General features: G+C 58.2%; 19 protein-coding genes and 1 pseudogene. All 20 read right to left on the bottom strand.

The features are described from left to right. Nucleotides 1–120: 120 nt before the first annotated feature. The 20 genes and pseudogenes from AC3RPL_RS02355 to traU all read right to left on the bottom strand — a co-directional run bounded on the left by AC3RPL_RS02355 (nucleotide 121) and on the right by traU (nucleotide 22,869). A pseudogene (locus AC3RPL_RS02355) lies at nucleotides 121–728 on the bottom strand (DUF2726 domain-containing protein). Beyond that, on the bottom strand, nucleotides 725–1,045 hold the full coding sequence (locus AC3RPL_RS02360) for a hypothetical protein (protein WP_490738859.1): 321 nt from the start codon (nucleotides 1,043–1,045) through the stop codon (nucleotides 725–727). Before AC3RPL_RS02360 ends, AC3RPL_RS02355 begins: the two are co-directional and overlap by 4 nt. An 88-nt stretch (nucleotides 1,046–1,133) precedes the next feature. Further along, on the bottom strand, nucleotides 1,134–1,406 hold the full coding sequence (locus tag AC3RPL_RS02365) for a hypothetical protein (RefSeq protein ID WP_125885531.1): 273 nt from the start codon (nucleotides 1,404–1,406) through the stop codon (nucleotides 1,134–1,136). A 203-nt stretch (nucleotides 1,407–1,609) separates the two neighbouring features. Next, the gene (locus AC3RPL_RS02370) at nucleotides 1,610–2,401 is read right to left on the bottom strand and encodes a DsbA family protein (RefSeq protein WP_490738860.1); all 792 of its coding nucleotides are present in this window, start codon (nucleotides 2,399–2,401) and stop codon (nucleotides 1,610–1,612) included. After that, nucleotides 2,394–3,110: a fertility inhibition protein FinO gene (gene finO / locus AC3RPL_RS02375; RefSeq protein WP_490738861.1), complete on the bottom strand. Its 717-nt coding sequence runs from the start codon at nucleotides 3,108–3,110 to the stop codon at nucleotides 2,394–2,396. The genes AC3RPL_RS02370 and finO overlap by 8 nt, the downstream gene beginning before the upstream one ends. A gap of 33 nt (nucleotides 3,111–3,143) precedes the next feature. Continuing rightward, on the bottom strand, nucleotides 3,144–3,881 hold the full coding sequence (gene traX, locus AC3RPL_RS02380; RefSeq protein WP_490738862.1) for a type-F conjugative transfer system pilin acetylase TraX: 738 nt from the start codon (nucleotides 3,879–3,881) through the stop codon (nucleotides 3,144–3,146). A gap of 1 nt (nucleotide 3,882) precedes the next feature. After that, the gene (gene traI / locus AC3RPL_RS02385; protein WP_490738863.1) at nucleotides 3,883–9,123 is read right to left on the bottom strand and encodes a conjugative transfer relaxase/helicase TraI; all 5,241 of its coding nucleotides are present in this window, start codon (nucleotides 9,121–9,123) and stop codon (nucleotides 3,883–3,885) included. Then, nucleotides 9,123–11,309: a type IV conjugative transfer system coupling protein TraD gene (gene traD, locus AC3RPL_RS02390; RefSeq protein ID WP_490738864.1), complete on the bottom strand. Its 2,187-nt coding sequence runs from the start codon at nucleotides 11,307–11,309 to the stop codon at nucleotides 9,123–9,125. Before traD ends, traI begins: the two co-directional genes overlap by 1 nt. A 371-nt stretch (nucleotides 11,310–11,680) precedes the next feature. Next, complete coding sequence (traT, locus tag AC3RPL_RS02395; protein ID WP_096198065.1) at nucleotides 11,681–12,412, bottom strand: conjugal transfer complement resistance protein TraT; 732 nt, start codon at nucleotides 12,410–12,412, stop codon at nucleotides 11,681–11,683. Between the two features lie 74 nt (nucleotides 12,413–12,486). Continuing rightward, nucleotides 12,487–12,918, bottom strand: coding sequence for a conjugative transfer entry exclusion protein TraS (locus AC3RPL_RS02400; RefSeq protein ID WP_490738865.1), 432 nt, complete (start codon nucleotides 12,916–12,918; stop codon nucleotides 12,487–12,489). Between the two features lie 16 nt (nucleotides 12,919–12,934). After that, nucleotides 12,935–15,799, bottom strand: a complete 2,865-nt coding sequence (traG, locus tag AC3RPL_RS02405; protein WP_490738866.1) for a conjugal transfer mating-pair stabilization protein TraG — start codon at nucleotides 15,797–15,799, stop codon at nucleotides 12,935–12,937. Next, the gene (gene traH, locus AC3RPL_RS02410) at nucleotides 15,799–17,169 is read right to left on the bottom strand and encodes a conjugal transfer pilus assembly protein TraH (protein WP_490738867.1); all 1,371 of its coding nucleotides are present in this window, start codon (nucleotides 17,167–17,169) and stop codon (nucleotides 15,799–15,801) included. The genes traG and traH overlap by 1 nt, the downstream gene beginning before the upstream one ends. Further along, nucleotides 17,156–17,584 carry a conjugal transfer protein TrbF gene (locus tag AC3RPL_RS02415; protein ID WP_213808099.1) on the bottom strand — a complete coding sequence of 143 codons (429 nt, stop codon included), beginning with the start codon at nucleotides 17,582–17,584 and terminating at the stop codon, nucleotides 17,156–17,158. Before AC3RPL_RS02415 ends, traH begins: the two co-directional genes overlap by 14 nt. After that, nucleotides 17,577–18,131, bottom strand: coding sequence for a type-F conjugative transfer system pilin assembly thiol-disulfide isomerase TrbB (gene trbB, locus AC3RPL_RS02420; protein WP_025759806.1), 555 nt, complete (start codon nucleotides 18,129–18,131; stop codon nucleotides 17,577–17,579). Before trbB ends, AC3RPL_RS02415 begins: the two co-directional genes overlap by 8 nt. Continuing rightward, nucleotides 18,121–18,369, bottom strand: coding sequence for a type-F conjugative transfer system pilin chaperone TraQ (gene traQ / locus AC3RPL_RS02425; RefSeq protein ID WP_011901838.1), 249 nt, complete (start codon nucleotides 18,367–18,369; stop codon nucleotides 18,121–18,123). Before traQ ends, trbB begins: the two co-directional genes overlap by 11 nt. A gap of 16 nt (nucleotides 18,370–18,385) precedes the next feature. Further along, complete coding sequence (gene traF, locus AC3RPL_RS02430) at nucleotides 18,386–19,135, bottom strand: type-F conjugative transfer system pilin assembly protein TraF (RefSeq protein WP_375531621.1); 750 nt, start codon at nucleotides 19,133–19,135, stop codon at nucleotides 18,386–18,388. 29 nt (nucleotides 19,136–19,164) lie between these two features. After that, nucleotides 19,165–19,353 carry a hypothetical protein gene (locus AC3RPL_RS02435; RefSeq protein WP_125885541.1) on the bottom strand — a complete coding sequence of 63 codons (189 nt, stop codon included), beginning with the start codon at nucleotides 19,351–19,353 and terminating at the stop codon, nucleotides 19,165–19,167. A 37-nt stretch (nucleotides 19,354–19,390) separates the two neighbouring features. Continuing rightward, complete coding sequence (gene traN, locus AC3RPL_RS02440; protein WP_490738869.1) at nucleotides 19,391–21,241, bottom strand: type-F conjugative transfer system mating-pair stabilization protein TraN; 1,851 nt, start codon at nucleotides 21,239–21,241, stop codon at nucleotides 19,391–19,393. Then, on the bottom strand, nucleotides 21,238–21,867 hold the full coding sequence (gene trbC, locus AC3RPL_RS02445) for a type-F conjugative transfer system pilin assembly protein TrbC (RefSeq protein ID WP_490738870.1): 630 nt from the start codon (nucleotides 21,865–21,867) through the stop codon (nucleotides 21,238–21,240). The genes traN and trbC overlap by 4 nt, the downstream gene beginning before the upstream one ends. Nucleotides 21,868–21,882: 15 nt before the next feature. After that, nucleotides 21,883–22,869: a conjugal transfer pilus assembly protein TraU gene (gene traU, locus AC3RPL_RS02450; protein WP_063925890.1), complete on the bottom strand. Its 987-nt coding sequence runs from the start codon at nucleotides 22,867–22,869 to the stop codon at nucleotides 21,883–21,885.

A 22,869-nucleotide genomic window follows, 5' to 3' on the forward strand; every position in this document is an offset into this window, starting at 1 on the left:
TTAAACCTGAATTGCTTATCGGAAATCATCATTAACGCAGTCATCCCTCATTAAGGAATGAGTTTTATTCTGCGCCGGGACAGCAGGAGAATGAATTAATACCGCATTGCGCTAAATAACTTAACCCGCTTTTTGTTGAGTGATGGCATCTGACACCCCGGACTCAGCCTCAAGCGCCGTCAGAAAGTCCCGTATCATCCTCTGCAGCTCCCGGGCATCACGGCTTCGCAGCAGCGGCATGCCCGCCTGGCGCATAACCTCATCCAGCAGGATGTCACGCCGGCAGCGGCTTTTCTTCAGGTGGGACGCATCGTCCAGCTCCACGGCAGCCACAACGCGAAACGTCCTGCGGTCAACGATAACCACGTCGCAGTCCACTGGGCCGCCATATGGAAAAGCTTCCACCACGTCCGGCTCCGGCCCCTGACGCGCGGCGTTATCTGCACGATATCAGCCACCCTGACCTGCGGGCACAGATACCACCGCCTCATGTCCACCGACCGGAACAGCCCCTGCATAAAGTGCACCTCACGGTCGGTCATCAGCTGCGCCTGCCGCTCCCAGAACACGCCGCCCGCCATCAGTTGCTCTGTATCGCCCACCCTGACGCCAGCCTCTCTCAGCCGCCTGATAAGCGGTGCCTGCGGCCGTTTCTGCTTCAGCACGCGGGAGAGCAGGAAAATCAGTACCAGCAACGAAATGATAAATAACACCACACTGGCATTCATGAACCCACGCTCCCTTCGCTTCGCACGCCCTCGGATAACTGCCCACCATCACCCGAGAGGGGTCTATCCCGGCCCAGCCCGAACCGTTCAGAGAACAGCCAGCCGCTCAGGATGAGGGTGTTGGCGGGTTCATCAGGTGCGCATATCGTAATACTATCTTCCGTCACGTCTGTGATATCAAAGTTCGCACCGCAGAGATGCCGGATAATGTCATCCCGCGAATGAATGCGACCGTCCCCAATCAGTTGCTTCACCGTCCCTTTAATTATATCCCTTGCTTCTTCATTCACACCGGAGCATTTAATTTCAACTGACATACTATTTCCTCTACTGGTTTGAATTTTGTTTATTCTAAAAAGATATACCCACCTCTCTGGCGGTAACTTCATAACGAAAAATAAAAAATCAGGCATCACGAACAGGCTTTGTTTTCCGCAGCCGGACATTACCTGCATCATGTCTGATAATATCTATCTCATTTAATACACGGCGTAACTCGTCACGCATGAACTCCATTTCATTCCATGAGCCAGAATGCCTAATATATTTAGTCATGTGGTAAAAAATTGTCGGCAGGAAAGAGGGGGCATAGTCAACCCTGTTTCTCCGGTAAAGTTTAATGACGGCAAATAGTAATAATATATTTAATATCACCGAAGCAATGACTACGGTATACATATCTGAGGCTCCGTTATATTGAATACAGAGAAGGACCTTTACCAAACGATGAAGGAACATAACTTCGTAAAATACCGTTCGGATGTGTTAACCAGAAACGCCGGAGACGGGGAAAACTTGCTTTTACCCTTCTCCGGGGTTGGACAACTGAGCACGGCGAAGGCGTCAGTCTCTTTTAGCGGTATCAGGTGGCGGACGCCTGATTATTTTTTGGTATCGCCGGCAGCATGACTGATGGCCTGCTGCAGTGCCTCCGCGCTGGTGTATCCAGGGATAACCGTCACGTTATCAGCACTGGCGCCGGTTGACGGGAGAACCACCAGGGCCGGGGTACCGCTGAAGCCCAGCTGCTGCGCGAGCGCGTTTATGCCATCCAGGGTCCCCTGAACGTCAGGGGCTGTCTTCGCATCGAACTTCACGGCTTTTGCGGCCGCGCTGATATCAGCATCGGTCAGCTTGCCCTCGTTGTGGCCGGTGGCGTAAATCGCGTTGTGATAGTTGAGGTAAGCATCGGCCCCCTTCTGCTTCCAGACCTGGAGCCCGGTTTTCGCCGCACTGAGCGATGCCGGCCAGCGCTGGCCAAATATCGGGAATTCCTTGAACACAAAACGCACGTCCGGGCTGGCTTTTATCACCTTCTCCAGCTCCGGCGCGAGGCGGGCACAGTAGATGCACTGGTAATCAAAAAACTCGACGACCGTTACTTTTGCATCGGCCGGCCCATATGACGACGTGCCTTTATCGTTGAGCAGCGCAGCCTGATTCTGAATCACGGCGGCCGTCATCGCCTGCTGCTGCTTCTCCTGCTGTTGAGCCTGCAGTTTCTGGCTGACCTCAACCAGCACCTCCGGATGGGCCAGCAGGTAGTCTTTCGCGATTTCCCCAATGCGGGCTTCCTGCTCCGGGGTAAAGGCAGCGGCAGGTTTCTCTGCCGCCCCCGCCATGCCGCAGACCAGAAGGCCAGCGGCAAGCATGACTGAAAGGGTTTTATTCATGTTCATCCTGTGTTTTTCTCTTCTCTGTTGTTATCAGTTCGTTCCGTGCACGGGTGGCGACGATTCTGGCCGCCCTGCGCATGCGCTTAGCGTGCTCCTGAGCCCTGCGCTCCACGGCATACGCCGCCTCCTCCGGACTCACCGGTGCGACCGGTTCACCGGCAAGGTTTTTACGCCACGCGCCTGCCGTCATGGCGCCCAGATACGCATCCGAGCGGGTGACGGCAGCAAGGCAACGCTTCAGCGTCTTCACGGAGACATCCAGCCCGCGCTGGCGAATGTCACTGACCATCGCCTCCCGGATATTGACCGCCAGGAGCTGCGGCTGACCATCCGTAACCAGGGCCGGCCAGCAACGCGCCAGGAGCGCGAGCGCGTCCGCAAGCGGCATGACCTTCCGGTACACCGGTTCCGGGGCAGGCTTGCGCCTGGCCGCCCGCATGGCCTCCCGCTCCTGCGCCTGTCGCTCTGCCCACAGCCGGGCTTTTTCGGCTTTTCGGGCGGCCTTCTCATCTGCCTGCGCCTTTTTCGCGCTCTCATCCACCGCCTGCTTCCTGACCTTCCAGGCGGGCGGCGTGTTCACCACCACGGTCTTTTTACGCCTCACGGACCTGACAGGTTCGCCTGGTCCGTCCGTCGACGGCGTATTCTTCTCGTCCACCACCGGCTTTCGCCGCAGCGTCAGCTTAGGGCGTTGTTCCTCTGTCATCTCAGACTCCTGTATTCCCTGTAATTCCCCTGATTACATCGCAATCAGCCCCAGCGCGGCAAGATGCACCGCATAGAACAGGGGAAAGAATTCGCGCGGCCAGAAGCGCGGCACGCGGCAACAGGTCCGGCTCAGCACCGTCAGGGTTATTCCGGGTATCACCAGCCCCGCGGTGGCAAAGGCGGCGCTGTCCGCGGCATTCAGCGCGAGTATCGCCAGCGCCAGACACAGTGCCAGCCCCGTGCGTGTGGTGCGCCGGCCCGTCATGCAGACGCCGCAGGCCAGCATCAGCATGACCACTCCCGCCAGACCGTAGCTTCCCGCCGAAAACGGCAGCCAGACCAGAACCAGCATCAGGGACAGCGACCACGCGCGCGGCCCGTGCCGCTGCATCAGCGCCAGCGCCTGTCCGCTGACCGCAAAGGCAAACAGGATATTGCCCAGGTCCGGGCGCAGCCCGGCCAGTATCCAGCCGCCCTGCGCCACCCCGGCCCATATCCAGAGCCGGTTCAGGGCGCGCTGCTCAATGCGCGGATGGCGGGCGAGGTTCATGGCCCAGACCAGGCCAAAGAGCGGAAACGCTCCCCGACCGGCAAAACGCATCCAGTCATTATCCAGTCCGCACAGCATGCTGATGTGGTCGGCAACCATCAGGAGCAGCGCCACGGTTTTGATAAGGTCAGTCTGGCCCGGCGTCCACACAAGCAGACGCTGCAGCCAGCAGTCGGCCACCACCACAAGGGGGAACAGCGGATGGTTTTCAGCGCGCATATCAGTCGCCTCCCAGGGTCTTTTCACGTTCAAGGTCGCGCACCGTTTCGCGCTCCATCTGCTGCAGGCGGTCCCGCTGCACGTTCTCGCGCACCACCTGAGACACCGCCTCATCACGGCGGCGTTCTTCCGGCGCGTCCGGCAGCGTGAGGGGAGATGCCGGCGTTTCTTTCACCCGCTCCATATCCCGCACCACGTCCTGGACGGCGACGTCAGCGCCCCCGGACGGTCGGTCGCCGCTGCGGGCCATCTCGCGGACCGCCTCTTCAGCCCGCTTATCCAGCTCCCGCTGCACCTCAGCCTCCCGGGCCTGCTGCGCCAGCACCTCCGGCGGAACCGCTTCTGCGGGCTGCGTACCGGTGCCGTCGGGCAGGCTGTCGGCCCAGACCCGACCGCCGGTAATGGCACCGGGGTTCCACGGTCGCGCCTCGCCCCCGAGCCGCACCACCACGCCGCTCTGCGGATTCTCCCGCGCCAGCCGCACGCCCTCTTCCATATCCCGCGCCAGCAGCGACTCGCCGTTACGGCTGACCTGAAGGCCCGCAAACGCCGCGTCCCCGCTGCCCATCACGCGACCTTCGCCGCCGAGCCCCTTCAGCTGCCCGTCTCCGGAGGTCAGGGCGCTCAGCCAGACGCCCGCCTGCCTGCCGTTGCGGTCGAATGCCGGGAGCGCCACGTGCGGCTGAGGATATTTACGCCCCGGCGAGATAAATTTCGCCATCGAGCCCTCGGGCTGCAGCCCGGCCTGGCGCAGGGCGGCGCGGCCGGCCGGCACCTCACCCAGCGCTTTTGCCGTCGCCGTCAGGCGGGCGGCATTCGCGACGGCGCGGTCGCCGCGCGGTTCGAGAATGTCATGCGCCGTACTTTTCGCCTGCGATTTTTCCATCGCGGCCACCCACTTATCCCGGTTGTCGGTATAGACCTGGGCGTGCTGCTTCATGCGGCTCAGCGCCACGTAGGCCGATTCGAAGCTCACCATCCGCTTACGTCCGCCGTCCGTGCCCTGCAGGGAGATGGAGAAGGGTTCGCTCGCCCCCTGTGAGCCTTCAACGGTCACGGCATAGGCCAGGTCGACGTGCTGCTCTGCCTGCTCGGCTGACGGCGTGAGCGTACGGGTCTGTTTCCCGTCCGACAGCGTGACGCTGTCACCTTTTATCTCACTGACCGTCCAGACGCTGTTGGCCACGAAGCCCCGCTCGTTGTCGCTTTTCGAAAAGCGCATCCGGTCACCTTCCGACACGGTGATGGTGTCCTGACGGTAGAGCGTGACGCCCTCTGTCGCCGCCTGCGCGGGCGACAGGCTGCGGGTGTTGCCCTGCGCATCCTTCAGCGTCACCAGGTGCGCGTCCCCGTCCAGCGACTCAATCCTGTAATAGGTACTGTCCAGCAGGGCCAGGCTGTCGCGGGATGCCTCCCACGTTGCCATGCGCCGCAGCTCCCCGTCGCGGATATTGGCAGGCGTGAGGACCGGCAGCGTGACCTCTTTTTCGCCCACCTCGCCGGCATCCTGACGGGCGTCATGAATCATGGCGTTCACCTGGCGGCGGTCGGCGTTCAGGGCGGTGATAACGATGGTCTGCGCCTGCGCCTCTGGCGTGCGCCCCGTGTAGTCCTTCACGATGGCCTCCAGCAGCGTCGCGGGCTGCCCGCCGGGCATCAGGTCGCCGGCCGCCACGGCCTTCACGATGGCCTCCTCCCGCTCTCGGCTGAACTCCATGACGGAGCCGTCCGGCTGCCAGGCATCCGCCCTGCGCGGCACCTGTGCCGGCGCCACGCTCTCAATGGTCGTCAGGGCGCTGCCGATATCGCGGTTAATCAGGCTGTAGACGGCAGGTTTAAGTTCCGGCGTCTGGCGGACAATCTCCTGCATCACCGCCACGTCGATGGCGCTGCGCTTCTGCAGCAGGCGGAAGGGCTGGCCCGGGGCAATGGACTGCAGCTGGTCGGTATCGCCGCTGGAGACCGCGCGACCGCCGCCCCCGGCAATCAGGCTGTACGCCTTCGCCATGTCGGCGTTACCAACCATCGAGCTTTCATCCACGAGAAACAGCACGTTGCTGAAGTCCGGTCGTTCGCCGCCGCGCAGCTGCTGCTGCGTGTCGTGAATAAAGGCTGCCAGCGTCTGCGTTTCCGGCACGCCCGCATCGCGCATCTCGCTCACCGCCCGGTGGGTGGGGGCCACGCCGATAACGCGCGGCTGCTCCCGTTCCGGCAGCGTGCCGATGGCCGACATGACCGCCTTAAACTGGGTGGTCTTACCCACCCCGGCGTAACCCTGCACCAGGGTAAAGCGGTCGGGGGATTCCAGTATCATGCGCGTGGCGTTCCGCTGCCCGTCGGTCAGGCCCGCCAGCTGCGCGTCCGGAACATTATCCATCAGCGGAGTGACGGCCTCCTTTCCCTCCAGAACGTGGCGGAGGATGCTTTTCTCCGCATTGTACGACTGACGTGAGACCAGCAGCTGCAGGCCGTTTCCCGGCGATACCGGCACCGACAGCAGGGCGCCGCTGCGTATCTGCCGGTCCGCCTCCTTTTCGATGGCCTGCAGGCTGAGGCTGTCCTGCTCAAATTCTTTCGCGGCGGCCATCAGCTGCGGCTTCGTGAACGCCAGGCCGTTACCCTCCAGCACCGGAATGGCCAGATGGATAGCCTGCTGCTCCGGCGTGTGCAGACCGGCTATCTGGTGCGCCAGAGCATCATCGAGCCTGTCATGCCCCGCCGCATCCTTAATCTGTTCAGACACCACGCTCCAGGCAGACTGACGCGACAGCTTCTCCGTCGTTTTCTGCGCCGTCTGCGCGGAATAGAGCCGTACCGCCGGACCGCTGAGCGCCAGTTTGTTCAGCGTGGTGTTATCCAGCTCGCGCTGCGACAGCGAGGCAAAGACCGTGGCACTGTCGCTCACCGAGCGGCCCGGCGACTCCACCCAGCCCTGCCCCACCTTCGCGGCAGTGAACGGACTGTCGCCTGCGGGCAGGACCACGTCCGCCTTACGCCCGGGCAGGCTCACGACAAGCCCCGCCTCCCCGAGGGCCTTAACGGTCACCGTATCCCCGCCCTTGAGCCGCGTCCCCTGCGCCTGACCCAGCACCGCCAGGCGGTCGCCTTCGGCCACCTGCAGCGTGCCGGTGCGGTACAGCGACCAGCTGCTGTTGAGTTCTGACAGGCGGGTCACCCGCGTCTCCCCCTGCGCGTTGCGCAGCGTCAGGCTGTTGTTGCGGCCCGTCACGCGGTCAATGACAAAGCGCTCCCGGCTGCGTTCTTCTGCATTCCAGCGCTCCATGACCATGCCCTCCCGGTAGTGGTCGCGCACCTGCTGATGGCGGCTGTCGAGCCAGACCGGCTCCAGCGTGGTGATGCTGACCTCCCGCTCGCCCAGCACCTTTTCCGCCTTTAGCGCCTCGCGGACAGCGCCTGCCAGCACCGCCTGCTCGCGCGGACCGGAGACCTGCGCCACGCTGTGTTCACCTGCGCGGACGCTTCGGGCAAAGTCAGCGGCCAGGCGGTCATACCGCTGCCTCCGGTCAGGCTCGCTGATAACCGAGACCTGCGTCTTCTCACCGCCCTGCCACGCGAGCGTGCTCACTCCCGCCTCCTTCATGACGGTGAGGGCGCTGCCGGTCCCGGTGCGCTGGCCGCTGTCGGCAATCAGCAGCTGGACGTTATGGCGCAGCGCACCGTCGAGCAGCGTGAGCGTTTCTTTCAGGGTCAGCTTCTCCCCCTGGTCCACAATCAGCGTGCTGCCGGGCGTAAAGGCCATGCCCTCCGTCAGCCCCCGCCTGTCGGTGATATGCTCGCCGCTGAGGCGCTCATCCTGCATAAGGGCGCTGCGCGAGCGCCTGTCGGCGGCGATAATCTGCACGTCACGCCCCTGTTCGCGCGCCATCATCGTCAGCTCCGCCACGCGCTCACGCTGGCCGGCCGCCCCGCCCTGACCCGAAATAATGGCCACCGGCGGACGGTCCTGAGCCAGAACGCTGACGGCATCGCTGTATGACCGGCTGCGGGGCACGCCCTTATCAGGAAAAATGTCCGCCTGACCCGTCCGCTGTAAATCGCGGGTCATGGCCGACACCGACAGCTCGTCCAGCACGTGGATGTTCGAGGTAAACAGCCCCTTCTCTTTATCCAGCGGAATAAGCTGCTCGTTTTTTATCGCCGCATCGATGCCGTCACGCGCCATCTCCACCATGCCCGACCGCGCGGGCAGCTGCCCGAGGGTGGAGGCCAGCAGTTCGGAATACGTGAACCGCGCCCGCCGGTCGCTCAGCATCGCAATGGACTGTCCGACGCTGCTGTTAATATCAATGGCTTCAGGCGTCGTTGCGGGAATATTACCCTGCATAACCCGCTGGTCCGCCGCCTCACGGTAGGCTTTAATGTCAAACCCCGTCGCTTTCAGGGTCTGCATCCACTCGGCCATGCGCTGTTCCGGGTCAACCTTCTGCTTCGACTGGCGGGTGTCGAGCGCCGCCACGTCGCGTGACTTCAGGGACGCGTCATCCCCGACCGCCTCGCTGATGGTCCTGCTGCGGCTGGAATACGGCTCCGTCGGTACGCCCTTCAGCTCCCACATGCCGTGTTTGCCGACCGTCTCAGTCTCATAGCCCATCGCCGCGACGTCATCCTTCAGCGCGGCACGATACAGGCGGCCAAAGGCAATCTGGTTGGCGTAGATATTCTCAATAAACCCGGTTTTACCCACTTTGTCGCTGCTGAGCGTGCGCCACTCATCGCCATGCTGAGTGGCGTTGGCCACCACCGCGTGGGTGTGCAGCTGCGGCTCCTGGTCGCGGCTGGTATCGTGGTTAAACAGCGCCATCACCAGGTTGCCGGTCAGCTGCGTCTCGCTCCTGCCCTCCGTCATAACCCGCGTGGAGGCCATCGCCTCTATCTGCTTAATGGCGGTCTCCACCGCGCGGTTGTGGGCCTCAATCAGACGTTTATCGCCACCGAGCATGGCCATCACGGAGACGCTTTTGGGCGCAGAGAAGGTGAAGTCGTAGCCCGGACGGTGTTTGTTCGCCCCGTCCTGGGTCCGGCTGAGGTCGCTGCCGTCCGGCAGGCGCCCCTCGAGAACCTTCGTAAAGACCTTCTGGTCCACCCCGCCGCTCAGTCCCAGCGCTTCAGCCCCTTTTCCGGCCCAGCGCTCGCCCATACTGCCGATAACGTAGTAGTTGTCCTTGTCGGTGTAATAATTGCCCGCGCTGCCGGCGGATTTGACCGATCCGATGCTCATCATCAGATATATCCTCCCGGCTCAAGATCCTTTTCAGGCGCACGGTGAACGTTGATGTTCATCTCTTCACGGCGCTGCCTCTCCTGAGGAGACAGTTCGTCCTGCTCCGCCTGCCACGCCTCCCATGCCGCCATATCCACCACCTCACCGCTTTCACTGATGCCGGGCGGCAGCTGCTCAGCCTCCTCCGCCTTTGTCTTCAGCTCAGGCTCCACGCCGCCTGTGCCGACGGTACCCGCCACGGATGCCGAAGCGGATGCCGCATCTGCAGCGCGGGGCGCAGGCGCCAGCTGCTGTGGCTGCTGTGGCTGCTGTGGCTGCTGTGGCTGACCATCATTTTCCGCACCGCCCTCTGGCGCGATAACGTCTGCATCCGGTTCAAAGAGCATGGCGATGCTGCGGGATTCATGTTCACGTGCAGCCAGCGCGGCATTCAGGCGTTCCTCCGCTTTCCCGTCGATGGTGCGCGGAATGAATTCCGGCGCCACCTTTGGACGCTGCTGATACTTCAGCGCCATCTTCACGGCAGGATAGGGGCCGGGAAGCGTGACGTAACAGGAGAGATCCGGCAGCGTCTGAACATCGGAGTAGCTCACCAGGGTGACGCGCTCCATGTCCTTGCCGACCGAGGTACCGTCGCGTACCGGGTCCACGCCGTAGGAATACTGCTCGGATGCCTTGAGGATTTCTTTCTCACCGATTTCACCGGCGGCGAACTCAGCGATATTGCGCGACGGCGAGCGGAAGAAGGCACGGGTGTTCAGCACGTCGAACAGCGTTTCCGCCGGCTTCTGCCCGTAAATATCTTCCAGCTGGGCGTAGGACTGGATGCCAATGACGTAGCAGCCGCCAAACTTACGCGCCTCCGGCAGGATCTCAACCAGGTCCGGCAGCTTGTGCAGGGTCGGCAGCTCATCGGCGAAGATCCACACGCGGCGGTTACGGTTTTCCCCCATCGCCAGCAGCCCGCGAATGGCGATGGACAGCCACATGGAGATAACCGGCTTGAGGGAAGCGTGGGTGTCGGCATTGGAAGATATGAACAGCCAGCCGTTTTTACCATCCTCACGCACGCCGCGCATCCAGTCGCGTATGGTGAACGACTCGCCGTTATTTTCGATGCCCTGCAGGTAGCGGATGGCCTTGACGTAGTTGGTCAGCACGGCGCGGATGGAGATGGCCGTTTTCTCGATTTTCTCTTCCACCAGGTTCGCCGCCGGGGAGTTTTTCAGGTACGAGCGCAGCTTCTCAATCTTGATGGAAAGCAGCGTGTCGACCAGCTTGCTGTAGCTGCGGTCTTTGTCGTTGCGCATCAGATAAGCGGCTTCGGCAAAGATGGTACGCCCCGACCCCTGCCAGAAGGGGTCTTCCTTCGTGCCCATCGGGATAAGCGTATTGGACACGTTGTCGAAGTCAGGCTGCGTCAGGCACTCCCGCCACAGGTCCCATGCGGCGCAGCGCGCATCCAGCGGGTTAAGGATTTTATCCGTGGCCGGATCATAGTAGCTTTTAACGAACTCACAGGAACGGTCATACACGATGACCATATCGCCACGCTGGCGGGCGTAGTTCATCAGACGGCGGATAACTTCTGATTTACCGGCCCCGACGGTGCCGTGCAGACAGAAGTTCTGGATCTCCGAGTCCTTAATAAGCGGCAGCTCACCGATTTTGATGTCGGATGCGAGACCGTCGCGCCTGAGCATTTTCGCCACCGCTTTCGGGTCATCAGTCAGCTGGCGCCCCCCCGTTATCTCGTCCTCACTCTGCTGCTTACCCTGATGGCCCAGAATCCAGGTGGTGACAAAGAAGGTAATAACGCACACCAGGGCCGCGATGATGGCGGCAAGAATAAAGGCCGTCCAGACCTGGTCTGCGCACCACTGGATATATTTGTCCTGCAGTATTTGCTGCGCGTTGTACTTCAGCTCATGGCCGTAATAACGGATGGTATAGACAGGCTGGGATTTGAAAATATCGCGCATGGGGGCCAGCGTCTGACACCAGTAATAAACCATGCCGTTCACGAACGTCTGCCAGGTCAGTTTGACCGACAGCGTAATCGCGACAATGACGCCGAAGAGAATGACGAGACAGTACACGATGATATTGGCTATCTGGCTGAACATACGGATGCGCATGCTCGCGATCTGACCGCCCTGGGTCATATCCTTTGCATTAAAACTCATGATGTATGGGTCCGGTATATATGGGGTTTAGACGGTTATGATGAGGCTACATTCAGGAACGGATATTTACTGCCCCGGCAAATAAGAAATCACTTACGAAAAAAGAATATCCACAGCAGTATTAACATAACTAAAAATGGAACAGCAAATAAAGCATTTGGATAACCACTTTCGATACTCACTACTAATGCAAATAGCGACATATTAATTCCTTTATTCACCGGCCCTGCCGGCAACCCTTCCCGGCAGCACAAAGGATTTGCGCCACCGCTCAGCGTTTTTCTTATATCAACGTAGAATGAGGAGAACAGATATTATTCGGGCTGAGTGAACCAGAGAATAGGGCGGAAGAAACCGCCCCTCGGTAATAATTAAAGAATGTTCGCGATAGATTTAGCCAGCTGATCTTCAAGAACTGGCTGGGCTTCGGGGAATTTCAGATTAACTTTGTTCGCATTTGATACCACACGGGTCTGATATTTATGCTGGTTCCCCTGCTCGGTACTGGTCTGAATTTTGGCACCAGAGGTTCCCTGGCGAAGGGCGGCGATGTTGTCCGTGGTCACGGTCGCTTTGGTACGCTCGGCAATCTGCACATCCGTGATCATGGTGTAGTTGATGTCTTCGACCATCGCATCAGCGGCCATGCCAACAAGGCCGGCAGCAAGTCCTACGCCCAGAGTGGCTCCGGCAGAGCTGGAATTATAGGCGGTAATACCGGCACCCAGCGCGGCCCCTGCCGCTGCACCTTCGTAGCCACGGCTGAGCCAGCTTTGTGACTCACGAAGATCCATTTTGTCGGCCTTAAGTACGTTCGCCTGAATCCAGTAGTAGGCTTTATCCGGTGAGGTCACGACCTGATAGCCTTTGGCTTTAACAGCTTCGGTAATTTTAGACTGGAGACCGCTCATGTCTTTATCAGACGTGTTTTTGATCTGCAGGAAAACGGTACGCTCGCTTGATGGTTCAAGCCAGACCGTTTCGCTCATCTGCGTTTTGACCTCAAGGTTACGTTTCTTAATTGCTGTGCTCATCGCGCCGCACCCTGAGAGGGAGAGAATCGCACCTAATAAAATTACAGAAGTATACTTATTTAACTTCATCCTGATTTCCTTGTTATCTACTTAGTTATGCTTTTTGATATTCTTAAGAACGATCTGACCTGTAAATTACCCTCCTAAAACTTCCATCCCATAGGATAATTATTTTCGCTATTGTAATTAATTCTTTCGAAAGATGGCGGTACTGATTCTTGGCTGATTGAAGAAGCATCCTTATTCTTCCGTCTCTCAACCCAACGATTCATTCTAGTTTCTCCTTGGACCTTGATTAAATCCCATATTGTCCCAGCAATGAATGCCGCCACTACAAAAATAGGTGAGAAAATCGCGAAAACTGGAAATATTAACAACCAGAAAAAATTAGCAAAACTGTTATGTTTAGCAATATGTCGTTTCGATCTGATTTTCATCATCAATAAAATGAACAGAAGCTGCCAGATAAAAACAAACGAAGCCATGAAAACTGTTTCTGGAAGCTCCCAGCCAGCGATGACACATGCAATAAGCAGAACAACTGTCACCAGACATATCTGAAAGACACTTCTCATTTATCCCCCTTGTTCGCTAATCTTTGCGATATTTTTTTTGATACTCCTCAGCCTTTTTCATCAATTCTTCAGGGCTGTCAGCGCCGGGTAAACTTTTCTGCGCACTTACTTCAGCAGTATATTTATTATCCTGCGTCATGTCCTCTTTTTTATGATGGTTTTTTAAGATGTTGTACTCATTTTCGATGTTTTCTGATTTTCCAGTGATTTGAACGTGCGTTCCGCCGATACTTTGATTGTTAACAGAGACCATGTTGTCTACCTTATCTTTAACGTTGTCTGTTATTCCACTGGACATTGTGCGTTCCTCTATTGCATCCCGGTGAGACTGGTGGTCAGCCATAACAGCCTCTTTGTTTCCGCCCGATGAAATCCCCTGCATCGAAGTCCCAATTTCCGATCGTCCTGAGGAATACGCCGTATCAACAGCTGGTTGAACCTGCTCCTGAACGAACGACCAGGCAAGCTCTCTGCGCTTACTCGCCACTTCAGGCGAAGCAGTATCTGTCAGCAGCGTGTCGGCATCATGTGGTGCCTGTTTACGAACGTATTGGGCAAACTGCTGGTTCAGGTCCTCATTAATCTGACCACTCATGCTTTCGGTACGGGACGCCATTTCAGCATATTCCTTGCTGCGCGCCTGGCTGGTCGAGTACTGCTCGAGACTTTGTTTTGCAGAGCTAAGTGACGCAGAGAGCTGGTCGGCGCGTGAGGCGGCGTTGTTATCAGTATGGCTCCCGGACTCACTGACCTTGCGGCTGGTAAAGTAATCACTGGCCTCTTTAAAGTCCTGAGAAGCTTTCGCATCTACATCATGACGCGCATCCTGACTTGAACGTGAACTACTGCTTGCTTGATGCATGTCATCATCAGTAAAATCAACACCGGTCTTAACACCAGCCTGGCCGCTTAATTCAACTCCATTCCCTAAAACCTTGAGTCCCATGCTTCCTTTAGCATTCGCATCGCCGTATAACCCAAGTGAATCGCGTGTGCTTCTGGTCGCCAACTCCTGAGTAGCCTGATCATTACTGATGTTATGCGCCTTCGCGTAGCTTTCCACCGCGCTGCGCATCTTGCTGGCCATCATGGAGTCCTGCGCGCTCATCGTGCTGTCGGCGCCCTGCGTCATCGAATCGCTGCTCCCCCGGTTGGTGCCAAACTGGCTGAGAGTCTGCCACGTGCTTGACATGCTGCTACTAAAGCTCTGCATCGCGCTCTGGGACTGCGTCTGCGCCTCGCGAGCCATCTCCTGCTGCGCTGAAGCCAGTTGACGGGCAAAATTAATGCTCACGGGCAGCTTACTCGCTGCCTGGGTAGAGTCAGTCACCGTACTACCGTCGCGCATCTGTGTGGACGTCGCTCCGTTGGCAAGCTGGTGACTCATCTGGCCAAACATGGTCGAACTGTTGGTATTCCAGCTGTTGCCGCTCACGTTCTCGGTCTGCATGTTGGCATAAGAGTAGTTCCCGTCGATTGACCCTGCCGCCGCCGTTGCCGCCGGACTGATGGCAGAGGACGCCAGGTGGCTGTAGAGGTTTGAGAAGCTGGAGCCCAGACCTTTCAGCATTCCCCATGCCAGTGGCGGGATAAGCATCGACAGATAGCCCGCCGTGGTGGCCAGATCCGAGTATTTAAGTTGCACCTGCGACAGCTCAGAGAGCACCACCGGCGAGCCGTTGGCTTTCGCATAAAAGGTCATGCAGCTGTTGAGGATGGCGTAAAGCAGCGGCCAGCTCTGCACCCACATGATGGCCAGCACGTACCCCTTCAGCACGTTAAGGGTGACGGCGTTAAACATCCCGCCCAGCACCATCAGGGGGAATATCCCGATAATCAGTCCAACTATCAGCGTCTGGGACATGGGCAACGAGCGCAGGGCCACCTGCCCGACCGTTGCGTGCGCGAGCCGCTGCTTCTCCATTGATGACGTGGTGGCGATGTTGAGCAGGCTTGAGGTATCGCCGTTACGGGCCGCATAGCCCATGATACCGTCGCGCAGGGCATTCATCGTCACGTTCTGGCGGATAATTTGCGAGGCGCTCTGCCCGGAGTTATAAAAATAGTTATAGCTTTCGCCGAGCATCTGGCTCAGGAGCAGGTCGGGATTCGGACGTCCGCCAAACAGCCAGCGGGCGTAGTAGCTCCAGCTTTTCCCTCCGGTCTGGGTATCAAGGCCCAGCTTCTGTTTGAGGATCACTGCGGCCTCTTCACAGGATAAAAACGCCTTTATCTCCGTTTGTCCGTTATCACCACTGGTCGTAAACTTCTTATAGTTCTGCACCTGACGCAGCGGACTGGGTTTAGAGAAGATGATGGTGTAGGGGTCGGTGCTGTTCATCAGTTCGTCCAGGGTGTACTTCCCGTTGAGGAAAATATCGCCCATCACGCAGTTCTGCACATAGTCCGCAAAAAGCGTGGTGATTTCAGGGTTTTTTGACAAAAAGTCGGTGCTGCGCGCGACCAGATTCGCGCCGAACAGCATCCCGGTCTTGCTGTAAGTAACGCTGTCCGGCTGAGAAAAGACCATCTCATAGCCCTGCACCAGCGCGTGCCCGATAGTGGTCGTCAGCGACGCCGGCAACGCCAGTCCGACGGGCACGTTATCCACCTGATACACCTTCGTCAGATCGCTGTTGTCAATAATCTGTACCGGCGTGCGCACGCTTACCAGAAGAGACATCAGGACGATGGTACCTATCCAGCCCAGCATATCCATCACGTTGTGACGGCGTATCCAGGTGATAGCCACGACGAGCACAGACAGTGCGATCACGATCCGGCGGATAATGACCCAGTTGTCCGTGTTCATAAAGGCCACAATGGCGTTCAGCGTCTGGCTCAGCCAGTCGCCGCCCGCGATAACGTAAATCGCCTGCATCAGCGCGCCCCCCCGAAGTGATAGTTGTTCTGATAGCGCTGCAACATCCGCGCCGAAACCTGCTGGCGCATATAGCTCATCTGGCGGTCAACAACCAGAAGCGCGTCCTGCTGCACCTGCACCTGCGCCTGGAAGGAGGCTATCTGCCGCGTGGCCTCGTTGAGGTTGTTATTGATGCTGTCGATAACGGCCTGGTCATAGTTGCCCGTTGCCATCAGGGCGCGCGCCTGCTGGACCATCTCCTGGATGTACTGCAGCAGAATGTCGTAGCCGATATAGTCCGTCAGCTGATAGACCAGGCTGTCAGAAACGCCCAGCATCATCGGGTCCACCAGGTACTTGAAGACCGGAATGGTGGTGCCGGAGATAAAGCCCTTTTCCTTCTCGGTCAGCTTTGTATCGGTCGCAGCCTTGTTCTGGATGCTGGAGAGAATGTCCTTGATCTGATTCTTCAGCGCGTTCTTTTCGGTGATGGTGACGGTCGCGTCAGCCACCACCTTCAGGCACTTCTCGCTGTCGTTGCAGTGGTAAATTTTCGCCGTGCCGCCCTCCATCACTGCCTTAATAATGTCACGATCTGTGGTGCGGGCAGGCAGCGGCGTGATGTTACCCTTCTCGTCAAAAATCAGGGTGCCGGTGAGGGTCATGATGAACTCCCTCAGCTCCTTGTTATCGCGGAACATGCCGTTCTTGCCGAGCGAGTGCCAGATGATATTGATGTTTTTAGTGATGCGCTCTTTATCGGCGGTACCGGCCTTGTCGCGCACCTTGTCGAGGCTGCCGCCCACGGTGCAGCCCTGACGGGATGCCGCCCAGTCTGCAAACATGTTGCTCTCGCCGGCAATGTCCTGGCAGACCTTCTGCTGGGAAACCTGGGTGCGCGGAAACAGACCGCCGACAATCCCCTGCGCCGCCTGGCAGGAGCTGAGGTTCATGCTGTTAATGTCGCTGGCCATCTTCTGCAGGAAGTCCTTTGCGGTCTTGATTTCCGGTACCGTGGTCTGCAGCGCCAGATCGAAGAAGTAGCCCGCCGCGTTGGACATAATCTGCTTGGCGAAACGCTGCAGCTGATCGCTGTTAATAAAGCTGAAGGAGCCCAGATAGGCATCGATGCCGCCGCAGCCGGCGTTTATGTCGGGCAGCGTCATGGAGATAAGCTGGACGGTTTTCACCTGCGTGCGCGCGTAGAGTGAGCCGCCCGTGGCGTAGCCCGCGGCCTGCCCCTGCCAGACCTGAGGCTGGCTGGTGTTGGACGCAAAGCCCAGCTTATTAAAGAAGGTGTTCATGTCGCTGTTCACGTCGGCACTCACGCTCGCTGAACACGTAAGAAGGATGCCACACAGCATGGAGAGAGGTTTACGGACGAACATCGGCACCCTCCCGGCTCGCCTGCTGGGCGAGTTTTCCCGTTTTTCGTTTTAGTATGAACATTTGCCCTTTCGTATAAAGCGAGTTCAGGATTGCATAAACGCCGCCTGCAACGGCAAGCCCGCCGCTCAGCGCGATAAATATCAGTGGAATGGCGTACATCAACACGTTCCACAAATCTTTCAGCTGCAGGTGACCGTTCTTGATCCAGTCGCCGACGCAGGCATCGAAAACGTATGTCATAAAGACGCGCGACAGCACGCCAGCAATGAGCAATATGCCCGCCCACTCAGCATAAACGCCGAACCGTGCGTCATTTTTCCGTGCCCTGAGCGTGATTAACTCTGGCGTCGTAGCTCTCTGAAGCATCCCGGAAGACATCATGTCGTGTTCCTTTGCATTGTTCTGATCAGCCATTGTTACCCACTCCGCGCATCTGAAGGACCGTATCCATGCGGGCCATAAAGCCCTGTTCGTCGGTCGCGCCCTGCAGCAGAGGCAGGGCTTCAAGGGTGTTTACGTTGACGAGAAAGGTGGTTGGCGTGGCCACGGGCAGGTTAGGGAAAAAGGTTTTCATCACCTCCGGCGGCGCGGGAAGCGCATCGGGAAAGGACGCATCCCCCTGACCGTCGATGGTGTAGGCCATCACCCCAAACCCCACCCGTGCCGACAGCGACTTCAGGACCGGATCAAACTGGTGGCAGTACGGGCAGTGTCCCTGCATAAACAGCACGACCTTCCAGTCGGCCAGATTGACCTGGCGCCCGTTGCTGAGGCGGTACCAGACCGGCTGCTTCGCCGGAAGTGGCTTAGCTTCAGGGTCTTCCGGGGATGTAGGCAGAGATCCCGACGCTCGCGCCCCCTGTGGATGCCATAACGATTTGATCTCGTCCATTGTGGAAGCCTGTGTGGCCAGACTGAGGGTCATGAGCGCCACGGTAAACACTGTATGTCTAAGGTTCATGTCGGCATCCTCCGGCATCACGGGCCTTTTCGGCCTCACGGGCAGCATCAATCCAGCGGTTGATAATGCGGTAGCCCCCCCAGAGCACCATCGATACGCCGATTATCTGCGCCAGAAGAATGGCCATCTCCGGCTCGCGTCGGACCAGGCGGGAAACAATGTGAAACCATATCCCGAGGCTCAGCACCCATAATCCGGGCACGTCGAACTCAGGCAGGCGAAAACGGAATTTGCGCATGCGAACTCTCCCTGTATTAAAAGTTGGGGGCAAAATCTGTGGAAACGTTGAGGAACTGCTTCGCCAGGTCATCCTGGCTGATAAAGCCATACGAGACGGGTTTGACCGTCCCGCTTTTAGGGTCGGCCAGCATCAGCGCCGGGAAGTAACGAATACCCAGCCGGCTGGCCTGTCCACCGTCCATTCGGGTATCCGGCAGGAGTGGATTCACGATACCGTCCACGGAGACCGGAATGACGCTGAGGTGATACGTTTCGCGGAAGTTTTTAATGACCTGAACCAGCTGGCCGTCGATCGGGTCCTGTCCGCGGTAGAAGAACATCACGCCATAGTGCTGAGCCAGCGTTTCAATGGCGCGGCGCTGGTCGGCAAAGTCCGCCGCCAGCTGGTTGCGCACGGTACCGTTGTAGTGGCTGTGCTGCAGGTTGTAGTCGAGCTCGGGGTGTTCGAGCATCGCCTTTTTAGCACTCATCGAGAACAGCCCGGCCTGCTGCGTCCAGTAGTTCTGCAGGCGGAAGTAGCGGGTAAAGTTCTCCACGCCCGGATACAGAATGGCCTCGTACATCGCCCGCTTCGTGGCCTGCTGGAGCGTGGCAAGCTTATCCATAATGTCCGGCGAGGCCTGCTGAGGCTGTGTTGAAGAGGGTTTGTCATCCTCCGGCGCTCTGTGCGATTCGTTGTACCACTGCCAGCCGGCATCTTTTCCGGTGGCGGAAAAAACGCTTCCAAGAAGCAGCAGCGCTAACGCTGTCTTTCTCTTTTTCACTGGAACCTTCCTTATCCGGAAGCTGGCCGTTATCGCTTAAAAAGCGGATATACCAGCCACGCAATCACAAGCGAGATGAGAATGCAGATAGCCAGAATGACCATGAAAAGCACATCTGAAGTGCTGGTTTCATTCATGATGTTCCTGCACCAGTAAAGTACCGGGAACGCAACGATCAGGCTGATGATAAGACGGGCAATAAATCCTTTAATTTTCATAGCGGAGACTCCAGTGTGATTATTTATCAGTGACATACTATTTGTTCTTCAGCTGCGCGGCGATTTCCTCGCGGACGCGCTTCGTCAGGGTGTCGTTATCCGGGATTTTCTTGTTCTTCTGCAGATCGTCGAAAAAGTTCGAGAAGTCGAGCGCTTCAAAATTAATTTGCTGCAGCTCGGTCTGGGTGATGCCGCGACAGTCCGGGCTGCTGGCCTTGCCAAAGCCGATGTGAAGCTGACCGTTACGCCCCTGCTGCTGCACAATCTGGGCAAGTTTTGAGTCAAACTGACAGTAGCCGCGCTTCTTCTCGAGACAGACGCCGAGCACTTTTTTTGAACAGAACTCTCCAATACTGACAGTGAGCTTATTTTCTTTGGCCTTGCCCAGCGCTTTCTCCTCGCTGCTGCAGCTGGCAAGCCCCACGTCCTGGCCCCAGCCGCCGTCCTTACAGCAGTTGCTGAAGCCTGCCGCAAACTTCTTGCAGAACTTCGCGCTGCCGGTAAAGGCGCGCACGTTAGCGCTGTTAATGGCGGCCACGTCCTTGCCCGCAGCGGCCAGCGCGGCGAGTGCCGAAACGACAGGTGCAAAATCGTTGTTTTTACCGTTCTGCGCCCGCTCACAGTCACCATCGAGACAGAAGGTGTCGCCGCCACATATCATCACCTGGCCGGAAGTACGTGTTTCACAGGAGTACGTCGCGTATTCATGCAGGCAGCCGCTGCCGTCTTCTGCCGTGAAGGCGCAGGTGCGTGAGGCAAGCGTACAGGCCGGATTGTTCATGTAGGTTTTGCAGGTGCCATTGTCAGCAGCCTGGGTCATATAGGTGTCTTTGTACTTCCAGCATGCCTGCGTGACCGGGTATGACACGCCGTCAACCACCACCGTTTTTGTGCTCCCCGGCTCAATACATTCCGTCTTCTTGAGCGTACCCTCGCTCTTGCTGAACGGGCAGGATTCGTTCCAGACCACGTCCGGCACCCATTTTTTGGCGGGAATTTCAATCTGGAGCGTAACGGTGAAGCTGTAGCGCATATTGCTGTGCTTCCAGATTGAATCTGTAGTGGGGTTGTTTCTCCTGGTACGAATGGAAAACACCATCCCGGCGCCTTTCTTCAGCTGCATGCCACCACTCAGCGCCAGGCTACCGGTATCGTTATCCATGGAAATCAACCCGAAAGGCGTGGTTACCCGCATAAACCAGTTAGGATTACTGAACGCCAGACGTTTATTCCAGGAATAGGTAGCTGTTGCAGCAACAACCTTCCCTGTCACCGGTGCAGTCCATGTTCCTGTGTATCCTGCTTCGGAGGAAGCAAACGAAATATTCTGAGACTGGATAACAATCTGTTTTGTTTCAGATGTATCTTCATAGTGGCCGGTAATGCTGGCCGTGCGCGTACAGGCCTGCTCAACCAGCAGGTCGCGCTCACAGGTATAGTTGGTGAACTCGCTGCGGCTGATGTTCTGCGCTTCGCACTGCGTCTGCCCCGTTTTGCCGATGATGGTATCGGCGCGGGACTGGACATCCTGGCTGGCCTTAATAAACGGCGCGTCGGGTGAAATGGGCTCCTTCGGGTTGTTAACAAACGAGTCGGTGACGGCCTTTGTGGCCTCATTAGTAGTCCAGCCCGTGGTACCGTCCGCTTTCAGCGCACCATCACCGGTCGCCGTCACGCCGCCATAGTACTTTTTCTCACCGGGTGAAGCGGTATAGTTAGGGATGGACGCTGAGGGGTTAAAGTTTTTCAGGCTGCTCTCCCCCTGCCCCTGTACCTGACGGGCAAAATCAGCCCCCGCCCTGTACTGCGCGTCAGCATCGGCAAATGCATTCCCGCCCGCCATCGCGGTGGCGATAGCCAGCACCGGCATCAGTATTGCTCTTTTCATCGGGCCTCTCCTTTATTAAGCAGCTGTTGCGCCTCATCCCTGCACTCGCCCTTCTCCACCACCTTTTCCAGCGCCTGCTTCAGATGAAGATTGCCACGGATAACGTCATGGCCACGTTCGCAGTACACCACCAGTGACGGCACGCTGGTGATCCCGTACTCGCGAAAGCGGGTCGGGTCGATGGCCACGCCGCTGGCTGAACCGTCCTGAACAAGCGCCATCACGGCGGTTGCCGTCGTTTTCATGTCGTTGTTGACCATGCCCCGCAGGGTGGCGGGAATGTCGTATCGGCGGGCCTCGGTCAGCATGCGCTTAAGCCCCGTCTGCGGGATGGCAAAGGAGACGAAATACAGCGCGCCGTGCGTGGGCTTATCCTGCTGAGCCTCCTGCTGGCGCTGTTTCAGCTCCCCGATAAAGCGCGCGTCGTCTGCCGAAAGAGGGTTCTGGCGCACCTGCTGCTCCAGCATCTGGCGCAGCGGCGCGTTGTCCTGCCCCCTCAGCTGCTGGCTGAAAGACTCCTGCTGACGAATAAAATCGCGGTTCGCCTCATCAGCCCCTGACGCCAGCGCAGTGCAACAATATGCTGACAGCAGCAGCGCCGCCGTCAGACCGGACAGAGTTTTCATTGAAGGTTCCTTTTCTCAGAGGAAGACGCAGTTACGCTTGCGCCAGAGCAGATAGCCGTAGTTTTTCTTCGTATTCGGCGGGTTACGCCCCGTTTCCCAGCGCATGACCGTGCGGCCGAAGGGGTGACACTGCGCCACGTCCGGATACATATTCACCATCTGATAGCGCCAGCGCGTTTTGGGAATAATGGGTGACGGATACTCAAAGCAGACCTTCTTGTCCTCCCCGATACTCTCCATTATCTGCCCCTGACGGTGGAGCTTGAACGCCATGCGCTCGCTGACCAGCACCGAGGACTGCAGGGGGCTGGACTCATTGCTCACCCAGCCGTTAAAGGGATACATTGACCCCTGCGATCCGGCACACCAGAACAGCGCATCAACCGACGTTTTTGCTGCACTGGCCACCGCGTCGGCCGCACATGCGCCCTGCGCGATGGGGTTGGCAAAAATGACCGCCTCCGGATTCAGAATGGAGGTCAGGGCGCTGTCCCCCCATGTTGGGTCAATTTCAGACAGGTATCCGATATCCAGATCGCCGCCCTGCAAACACCCGAGAGAGGTGATGATGTTGAGCCAGTACGTCAGCGGATATTTGTACCAGTGCACGTGGTAGAACGCGCCATTGACCTGTTTGTCATCTTTTTTGGCGGTGCCCATCCCCATTTTCCCGAGATTAACAGTGAATCCGCCGAGGTTCACCATGCAGCCCGGAGAACGTGCCACATCGGTCATGGCCATCGGCTCCCAGTACCCTATTGCCAGGCCAACGCGCTGAAATACCGGCGGTGGCATTGGACAAAACTGTATCGGGCTACCGGGATTGGACGTGTCCGGTAAATCCCCGCCCGTGACTTTTGTGCTGCCGAGCGACAGGGGGAACATGCAGCGCCAGCAGATATCGGTGATCGGATTGACGAAGCGCCCTTCGCAGGCGGCGTCCGCCGCTGCCATGTGGCTGTTACCCCACAGAAGCAGCCCGAACAGAGAGACGGTCAGCAT

This window comes from Erwinia papayae, assembly GCF_058241465.1.

Excerpts from the sequence above, each read along its gene's own strand:
- AC3RPL_RS02360 (WP_490738859.1), bottom strand. The coding sequence starts at position 1,045 with ATGTCAGTTGAAATTAAATGCTCCGGTGTGAATGAAGAAGCAAGGGAT.
- AC3RPL_RS02365 (WP_125885531.1), bottom strand. The coding sequence starts at position 1,406 with ATGTATACCGTAGTCATTGCTTCGGTGATATTAAATATATTATTACTA.
- AC3RPL_RS02370 (WP_490738860.1), bottom strand. The coding sequence starts at position 2,401 with ATGAATAAAACCCTTTCAGTCATGCTTGCCGCTGGCCTTCTGGTCTGC.
- finO (WP_490738861.1), bottom strand. The coding sequence starts at position 3,110 with ATGACAGAGGAACAACGCCCTAAGCTGACGCTGCGGCGAAAGCCGGTG.
- traX (WP_490738862.1), bottom strand. The coding sequence starts at position 3,881 with ATGCGCGCTGAAAACCATCCGCTGTTCCCCCTTGTGGTGGTGGCCGAC.
- traI (WP_490738863.1), bottom strand. The coding sequence starts at position 9,123 with ATGATGAGCATCGGATCGGTCAAATCCGCCGGCAGCGCGGGCAATTAT.
- traD (WP_490738864.1), bottom strand. The coding sequence starts at position 11,309 with ATGAGTTTTAATGCAAAGGATATGACCCAGGGCGGTCAGATCGCGAGC.
- traT (WP_096198065.1), bottom strand. The coding sequence starts at position 12,412 with ATGAAGTTAAATAAGTATACTTCTGTAATTTTATTAGGTGCGATTCTC.
- AC3RPL_RS02400 (WP_490738865.1), bottom strand. The coding sequence starts at position 12,918 with ATGAGAAGTGTCTTTCAGATATGTCTGGTGACAGTTGTTCTGCTTATT.
- traG (WP_490738866.1), bottom strand. The coding sequence starts at position 15,799 with ATGCAGGCGATTTACGTTATCGCGGGCGGCGACTGGCTGAGCCAGACG.
- traH (WP_490738867.1), bottom strand. The coding sequence starts at position 17,169 with ATGTTCGTCCGTAAACCTCTCTCCATGCTGTGTGGCATCCTTCTTACG.
- AC3RPL_RS02415 (WP_213808099.1), bottom strand. The coding sequence starts at position 17,584 with ATGGCTGATCAGAACAATGCAAAGGAACACGACATGATGTCTTCCGGG.
- trbB (WP_025759806.1), bottom strand. The coding sequence starts at position 18,131 with ATGAACCTTAGACATACAGTGTTTACCGTGGCGCTCATGACCCTCAGT.
- traQ (WP_011901838.1), bottom strand. The coding sequence starts at position 18,369 with ATGCGCAAATTCCGTTTTCGCCTGCCTGAGTTCGACGTGCCCGGATTA.
- AC3RPL_RS02435 (WP_125885541.1), bottom strand. The coding sequence starts at position 19,353 with ATGAAAATTAAAGGATTTATTGCCCGTCTTATCATCAGCCTGATCGTT.
- traN (WP_490738869.1), bottom strand. The coding sequence starts at position 21,241 with ATGAAAAGAGCAATACTGATGCCGGTGCTGGCTATCGCCACCGCGATG.
- trbC (WP_490738870.1), bottom strand. The coding sequence starts at position 21,867 with ATGAAAACTCTGTCCGGTCTGACGGCGGCGCTGCTGCTGTCAGCATAT.
- traU (WP_063925890.1), bottom strand. The coding sequence starts at position 22,869 with ATGCTGACCGTCTCTCTGTTCGGGCTGCTTCTGTGGGGTAACAGCCAC.